Annotated in this window: 5 protein-coding genes; 2 read left to right on the top strand and 3 right to left on the bottom strand. The window is 37.7% G+C overall.

Annotated elements, in window-relative coordinates; genetic code table 11:
- Positions 1-446: 446 nt before the first annotated feature.
- The gene (locus tag PX481_RS20030; protein WP_288095635.1) at positions 447-2,708 is read right to left on the bottom strand and encodes a WD40 repeat domain-containing protein; all 2,262 of its coding nucleotides are present in this window, start codon (positions 2,706-2,708) and stop codon (positions 447-449) included.
- Between the two features lie 38 nt (positions 2,709-2,746).
- Positions 2,747-4,180, bottom strand: coding sequence for a P-loop domain-containing protein (locus PX481_RS20025; protein ID WP_002756815.1), 1,434 nt, complete (start codon positions 4,178-4,180; stop codon positions 2,747-2,749).
- A 476-nt stretch (positions 4,181-4,656) separates the two neighbouring features.
- Between PX481_RS20025 and PX481_RS20020 the strand changes: the two genes are divergently transcribed.
- Together PX481_RS20020 and PX481_RS20015 are read left to right on the top strand one after the other, a co-directional pair.
- Positions 4,657-5,082 (top strand): hypothetical protein, encoded by a 426-nt coding sequence (locus PX481_RS20020; RefSeq protein WP_002756814.1) that lies wholly within the window; start codon positions 4,657-4,659, stop codon positions 5,080-5,082.
- Positions 5,083-5,153: 71 nt separating this feature from the next.
- Positions 5,154-5,441: a hypothetical protein gene (locus tag PX481_RS20015; RefSeq protein WP_002756813.1), complete on the top strand. Its 288-nt coding sequence runs from the start codon at positions 5,154-5,156 to the stop codon at positions 5,439-5,441.
- 299 nt (positions 5,442-5,740) lie between these two features.
- On the opposite strand, the gene PX481_RS20010 is transcribed toward PX481_RS20015, so the two are convergent.
- A partial coding sequence (locus PX481_RS20010; protein ID WP_288095633.1) for a Uma2 family endonuclease occupies positions 5,741-6,188 on the bottom strand: 448 nt, incomplete at its 5' end.

Genomic DNA, 6,188 nt, shown 5'->3' with positions numbered 1-6,188 from the left:
ACCTAAGATCACATTTTATTCTTTTTTCCACTTCAATCTAAGAATTGAGAAAAAAGCAAAACCTTATATTATACCATAAAAAAATTATGCAAGAGGTCTAGTATGACAGGACTTACGCAAAAGGGAACGAAAGTAGGGGTAATTCATGAATTACCCCTACGCAAGAATAAGGTTTTCAGTCACATCTTGCGTAAGTCCTATATGATTCTAAATAAATTTTTAGTATTGACTGTGGAGAAATTCACAGTCACGATGTCAGCTAGATATCTCGATTTAGACAATTTGCAGGTCTTTCGTCTATGTCTATTCAAATAAACTCTCTACTCTATTATTACTCACGGAATTATCCTGTTTTTCAAGAGCTAGAGGCGATCGCCAAAATCCTAAATCTATTTCGGGTTAAACAGGTTGAGCGCAAATAATTCTTCCCTATCTCACACTAGAGATTAAACAATTAATTCTAAAAAATGGAACACACCATCCCTATTCAAATTAAATTCTTTTGCAAATATCTTTTTGCCATCGAAAGAAATGATAACTTGCCCAAACCTGCTTTCACCAACAAAAGTGGTAAGACATTCTCCTGTCTCTATATCCCACACTTTGACCGTCCTATCCCAACCACTAGAAACAATTTTTTTCCCGTCTGGTGTAACTGCTACATTACTGACTACACTATTATGACCAGCTAGGGTGAGTGATGCTTGACCCGTCTCTATATCCCACACTTTGACCGTCCTATCCCAACCACTAGAAACAATTTTTTTCCCGTCTGGTGTTACTTTTACGCTAGTAACTGCGTCATTATGCCCAGCGAGGGTGAGTGATACTTGACCCGTCTCTATATCCCACACTTTGACCATCCCATCACGACTAGCAGAAACAATTTTTTCCCCGTCTGGTGTTACTGCTACATCATTGAATACACTATTATGACCAGTGATGGTGAGTAATGCGTGACCCGTCTCTATATTCCATATCACTATATTATTCGTGATATTAAATGGCTTCGTGTCTCCTATCTCATCACTAGAAACAGAAATAATCTTTGTTCTATCCGGTGTGCTGTCTCTCATATTGACCCGATCGATAGGGGCGGTGAAAGCATATAATTCCCGATTTGTCTCCATATCCCATATCTTAATCATCCCATCCCAATCAGCAAGAACAAACCTTGTTCCATCTGGTGTTACCCCTACATAACGCATCGAGTTGCGAATTTCGTATCTTTTCTCTGTATCCCATATCTTGACCGTACCATCATTACTAGCGGAAACAATCTTTGTTCCATCTGGTGTTACCGCTAGATCATTTACTAGTTGATTATGACCGCGCAAGCAGCCTAATTGTTCTCCTGTCCTTAGATCCCATATTCTTATGGTCTCATCTAAACCACCAGAAACAATCTTGGCTGCATCTGGTGTCAACGTCACTGCACTTGGACTCCATTTATGACCACCAGTAAGAGTGAGGGATGGCCGTCCTATCACCATATCCCAAACCTTTTTCGTTATATCCCACAGCTTTCCCGTCTTATTCCCAAGAATAGGGGCAATTTTTGCTTGATCTGGTGTTTTGATCACTCCACTTAGCTCGTTATTACGAGCGTTGAATTTAGAGAAAAGTGACTCTGCTAACACATTCCAAATCTTGATATCTATATGCCACACCTTTATCGTCTCGTCTCCACAGGCGGCGACAATCTTGGCTCCATCTGATGTTACTGCTATTCCTTTAACGCTCCAACAATCAATGAGCGTTCGTATTTTTCGTCCTGTTTGTATGTCCCACACTTTGATCGTAGAATCACTGTCAGCAGAAATTATCTTGGTTCCATCTGCTGTTACTGCCACAAATTCGACCCATGTTTTATGACCAGTGAGTGTAAGTAATTTTTTTCCGTTCTTTATATCCCATACTTTTACGTTTTGATCCCAACCACCAGTAACAATCTTGGTTCCATCGGGTGTCAACGCCACTCCATGGACGCAGTAACTATCAACGTTGAGTCCGAGTAATTCTCGTCCTGTCTTGACATCCCATACTTTAACTATCCCATCAGTATAAAAAGAACCAACAATTTTTGTTCCATCTTGTGATACTGCTACTCTATCCACCAAGCTATTGGGATTAGTGAGAGTTAATGATTCTTGTCCGGTCGCTATGTCCCATACCTTTACTGTTCCAGATGCGGCAGAAATGATCTTGGCTCCATCTGATGTTATTGCTATACTATTTACCTCAAAAGGAGAAACTAAAAGAGTACGAATTAAACCAGTACCTGGTGGTTGTAAACTTCCTAAATAAGGAATTAAAGCAGGTGGAACTATCTTCGCTTTTGCCTGTTCTAGAAAAGATTGAATATAAAAATTTTCTAACAAAGATGGATAGGATAACCTACCTAATAACTGTGGAATTAACTGATCAGGATGCTCCATTAGAATATGGGCAGATAACCTAAACATTTCTTGAATTAGCTTTATGGCTTCCGTTCTTTCTGCATCATAATCAGGATGGTTCCGTAAATCAGATTGATGAACATAATCATAGTCATTTATGACATCTTGAACATCAAAACTCGGATGATTTAATTTATCAGAAATAAAAGGATAACAGGTTAAGCATCCATAGTAACGCCTGAGATTCCCAGACTCGAAGGCACTACTAGGAACTGTCGCTAAATATAATTGTCGTTCTTTTTTATCCATTTTTAGATAGGAAATGTCGTCTACAAGTTTATTAAGTGCTAATTAAACTGGTATTCATCAGGATCATTTTGTTTCCAGTAACGATTTAGAGCTTCATTGACTTCTCGAAAAATTTTCTGCTCAGTATTTGATTCTTTTCTTTGAGTTAAATATTCAAAAAAACTTTGATGATAAAAATCATAATAAATTGAATCCTCATTTTCTTCCTCTCGCAAATATTGATACCACTCCGTTATTACTTGATCTAAAATATCAATGTCAATGGTAAATATCTCCACAATAAATTCATCATAGATATTTCCTTTTTTTTGTCTAGCTTCCTTGAGCAAGTATAAAATTTTCTTTTTGTGAATGTTTTCTGGACGATTCATGCCCATTCTTTCCCAATGCAAATCATAATAATCTTTGAGAGTTGTAGGTAAATCATTTAAATTAAAATTAGTATATTGCTCTCTGGTGAGTGCGTCCATTAAACAAACTAAATACATAAAGTTATCAACAACCCTTTCAGATACCTTCTTGATAAAATCATCTGGTGTATAGGAATTACGATTTAACCATTCTTGTAACTTAGGGTCGTCATTCAGGAATAACCCAATACGTTCTTTAATATCATTTTGAGAAATATCCTTCATTTGACGTAAATCCAATTCATGTTGAGGAGTATCTACTTCTGTAAAAAGCCTTCTTTCTCCATCCGTTCGATAATGCCTTCTGGTTAAAAAGAAATAGACATTTTGGGGTAAGTTTCTTGGTAAAAATAAAATATTCTCTGCCCCAACCTCTTGTATCACTTCATCTAAAGCATCCACCACAATCACTAAAGATTCACTGGATGATAACTTCTCTGCCACTAAGTTGACTAGGGTGGCTAAATTAGCACTATTGACGTTAGATAATTTGTAATGCTGAATAAGTTGCTCTCGAATACTGTTTAAAAACTTCTCAGGAGTATTATTTCCTTGACTAGCAATATGAAAATAACAGATCGCCGGATTGTTTACAACATAATTAGCGGCGATCGCACTTTTCCCTGTACCCGGTTCCCCCAATACGGTAAAGTAACCGCGATCGTTATTTTTCTGAAATTCGTCGAAAGCTTGAGTTACAAACTCCCGTCCCACAAATCGCTTAGTACGAGACTCAATTAAAGATTTGAACTCAGGAGGGTAACTAATTTTTACTGTTAAATTTTTGGCTTTAACATTTCTTTTCAGTTGTTCCCACAAATCCAGATCAACACCCTGGGCAAGATCTATATTAAAGCATTTGCAAATCAGTTCAACAGTATCACTGTTTACTTCTTGACTGTTGCGGTCAAAAACATGGCGGTAGATAGTTTTTTTGTCGCCATAATTCAGAGCTTTTGCCATATCATCTTGAGTTATTTTTTTATCATTTTCATCTTTGAGACCCCCCAGAAAATTTCTCAGTCTTATCAAATCTGCTTCAGGCAATTTTATTTTAGGCATGGCTAAATCCTTTTTTTGAATAACACAATTAAAAATTTTGTGAAGTAACAATGACTTGGTTGATAAGTAGTCGTGCAAAATAAATTTCCCAGTGAAGAAAGGCAAAAGGCAAGGGGCAAGAGGTAAGGAGGGGGTTAGATATGTGTAATTAATTTTGCTTAGGTACTTAGCTATTTAGGGATTTTTCAATCAGTTACAGCGGTTGCGATCTCCCTATGAGATAGCAGACCAATAACGTAATGGATGGTTTTCCCAGTTGGAGGTCAGACTGAGACGCTACCTGCTGTATAGCTACATTTTTATACTATAGCAGAGAGACTAGCTGTGTCATCATTCTCTATCATCTGGGTGGAAGGACAGGACAGGACAAGATTTGATTTGTGTCCATTTTTTCCCTAGACATACAGGATTAAAGACAGCTACCGTAATTACAGGAAAAGAAACAATTCCTACTAACTACTAAGAGGAAAGTAATTATGCCTGGTACTGGAATGATTGATGCGTTTGAACGCTCTCGGAATCCCTCGAACAACAGTAGCTCAAATACTTCAACAAGCTCTAACGGTGGTAATACTTCAACAAGCTCTAAGGGTGGTCAAAAACCCTCTGCTGTCGAAGCTGCTGTTACTGGCGCAATAAAAGGTGCTGTTGTTGGTACAGCAATTGCTGGTCCTATTGGAGGACTCATGGGTGCGAAAGCAGGTGCAGCAATGGCTGGTGCTATTGCTGCTGCTAAATTTGGTGCTGCTGCTGGCGCAACTACTGGAGCAACAAGCAATCTATCCGCTAATGGTTATAAGACAGAAGCTAAAGTGCTTGGAACTGCTGTGACAGCAAGTTCTGGTGTTGCTGCTGTCTCTAAAGCGGTCAACAGTGCAAAAGATAATAAAAAGACTGTCTAAGTCTAACGTAATTGGGTTGTCTAGAAATTCTACTATTCAGCCCAATTTTTCAACTTTAAGGAGTGTAGATCATGGATTATTATCATCACTTGAATCGAGCTTTGTTTGATTTGGCGAAAAGTTCTGGCAAAAGCATTGTCAAAAAAGTTTCAGGTCTTCAAGATTTAGAAGATTGGATTAGCAATCATGGTGAAATATTTGTTAAACAAGCTATTGCAAACGTAATTACTAATCTAACCAGTAGTGTGTATCTGCGGGACAATGGTATTTATTCAGATGAATATCTTCAAAGGATGCAGGAGCAGTGGAACAAAGACCATGAAAAAGTGTTAAAACGATTTCCTCGTCTTCGGACATAGTTAAGTAATAATTTACGGCTGGTCGTCGGATGTGTGGCGGTTCTGCTCAAAAAGTATCTGAACCGCATTTTGATTGATGAGTTGGCCGTTCTGCCCCGCCTGGCGGCACAGGCGATAGCTTACTAAGCTGTTACACTGCTAAATTGTATAATCCTAATATTCTGAACTCTTCTGGAACAGGCATCTTGCCTGTTCCACTTATACAAATTAAATGCACAACAGCTTACCAATAGGCGATCGCTTTCACAAATTGGAGTTATGGTGATAAAAAAATCTTAAAAAATTACCATTTTCTATTGTTATGTTGATTCAATAATTTTTATCCCTGCTCTAAATTCTCGCAGTGCTTGAGCATGATTTTCTATACCAATACAACGCATCAATAAACCTACATCTAAACTCGGTAAAAGTTGCGATTTACTAACAGCCTCATATCCCTCATTTCCTAAACTATAAAACAATAACTCATCATTCATCCAAAACCAAACTTCAGGAATTTGTAACCGTTTGTATGCTTCTAGTTTATTAATTCCTCCACTACTAACAACCACCTCAATCACTAAATCAGGATGTTTTCTATTTGCTACCAATTCATAAGATTCATCACCTTCTCTTTTAACCTTTTCAAATTCATTTTCTAGGGTGACAGAACCAGTAGGAGTAAAATCTAATCCCAAAAATTCTAAATAAATTTCTACTAAAGAAGCAATACGTTTTTTGATAGTTTCGTGTTTTTTCCCTGGCATT

The organism is Microcystis sp. M53603_WE2, from assembly GCF_030065435.1.
This window is presented reverse-complemented; position numbering and strand designations above follow the sequence as displayed.

Bases quoted from the DNA above. Each gene is read 5' to 3' on its own strand.
- PX481_RS20030 (WP_288095635.1), bottom strand. From the start codon at position 2,708: ATGGATAAAAAAGAACGACAATTATATTTAGCGACAGTTCCTAGTAGT.
- PX481_RS20025 (WP_002756815.1), bottom strand. From the start codon at position 4,180: ATGCCTAAAATAAAATTGCCTGAAGCAGATTTGATAAGACTGAGAAAT.
- PX481_RS20020 (WP_002756814.1), top strand. From the start codon at position 4,657: ATGCCTGGTACTGGAATGATTGATGCGTTTGAACGCTCTCGGAATCCC.
- PX481_RS20015 (WP_002756813.1), top strand. From the start codon at position 5,154: ATGGATTATTATCATCACTTGAATCGAGCTTTGTTTGATTTGGCGAAA.